The organism is Campylobacter sp. BCW_6466 (genome assembly GCF_001762835.1).
Taxonomy (GTDB): domain Bacteria; phylum Campylobacterota; class Campylobacteria; order Campylobacterales; family Campylobacteraceae; genus Campylobacter_D; species Campylobacter_D jejuni.
In genome coordinates this window covers 1-1,258 of sequence record NZ_MJXO01000047.1, presented here as the reverse complement: position 1 = coordinate 1,258, position 1,258 = coordinate 1, and the positions used below count along the sequence as shown (strand labels likewise).

Annotated in this window: 2 protein-coding genes; both read right to left on the bottom strand. The window is 23.1% G+C overall.

Annotated elements, in window-relative coordinates:
- Positions 1-654: 654 nt before the first annotated feature.
- Positions 655-828, bottom strand: coding sequence for a hypothetical protein (locus AJ887_RS10200; protein WP_161565379.1), 174 nt, complete (start codon positions 826-828; stop codon positions 655-657).
- A 143-nt stretch (positions 829-971) separates the two neighbouring features.
- Positions 972-1,202 carry a hypothetical protein gene (locus tag AJ887_RS05605; RefSeq protein WP_002881838.1) on the bottom strand — a complete coding sequence of 77 codons (231 nt, stop codon included), beginning with the start codon at positions 1,200-1,202 and terminating at the stop codon, positions 972-974.
- Positions 1,203-1,258: the final 56 nt, after the last annotated feature.

The window sequence follows — 1,258 nt, the reverse complement described above, 5'->3', positions numbered from 1 at the left end:
TTCCCAATAAGCTTTATTGTAAATTATTACTTTATTATCTATATCTTTACACAAGCTCTTAAACTCATAATACTGCGGATCCATATATTTATAAGAACATCCTCCTACTAAGAATAATAAAAGATATGCAGGTAAAAGAAACAAAGTAAATTTTTTAAATATTGTTTTAAAATTTATAGTTTTTGTTTTATTTTTTAATTTATAAAAAATTTTAAAGATAAAATATAAAATAATAGAAAATATAAAAACAAAAAAGAAAAATATAAGAATAAATATTAAAAGATTAATAAAGAATTCTAGCATTTATTAACTCCTCTTAATTTTCTCTGTTTTTTCATAAGACAATTTGTAGTGTTGGGCTGATGAAATTTAATCTCATATCTTTGAGAAAAATTTCTAGCTTATAATTCTCTAAAATCTCCATTTAGTTTCACATAAAAAATAAAGAATCATTATAACCAAATATCCATTATATTCATCATGTAATGCTTTAAAATAGTCCAATTTTTCTAATTCACTCTTATCTTTAAAAAATCTAGTTTTAGATATTTTAAATCCTAAAGCTTTTTGTCCTTCAGTATAAACAAAATTAAAATAACTAGCTTACACAAATTCTGTATAATCTTTTAAATTGTTGATTTATTCCTTATATTATTATTGATAAAGATTACCACAAGCGAGCCCATCCTCTATAAACTCAAAATTCATATTACCCTCATTGCCTTCTAACACATACCTTCTAGTATTCCAATATGGACTTATATGCATATCAACAATCTTGTGTAAAGACATTTGCATATTTTTTGTTTTTAGTGCAATATTATCCATCTCCATCTTTTCTTGAAAATTTGAAGGAGTTTTGTAAGTATCATCGTAATATATAAAGCCACATTTCTATCCTACTATATTTTTTTACATGTCGAAAATCATCTATGCCGCCTAACTTTTTATCAAAATACCCTAGAATCTTATTATACTTTAGGAAGTTCATTTAACTTACACATATTCCTAAATTGCCAATAACTAGGCTCTAAATAATAAGAATAAGGAGTATAATAAAAGATAATTAAGCCTATACTTCCAAGAAAGACTAAAAACTTTGAAACGCTTTTTGTAGATTTAAAGATGATTTTATAAATAAATTTTAATATAAGATAAGAAAGAATAGTAGAAATTATAATAAGAAGTAATATATATGTCATGGGTTATCTCCTTAGATTCTCTATTTTATTAAAATTAAGATGTAATTTTGTGGTTT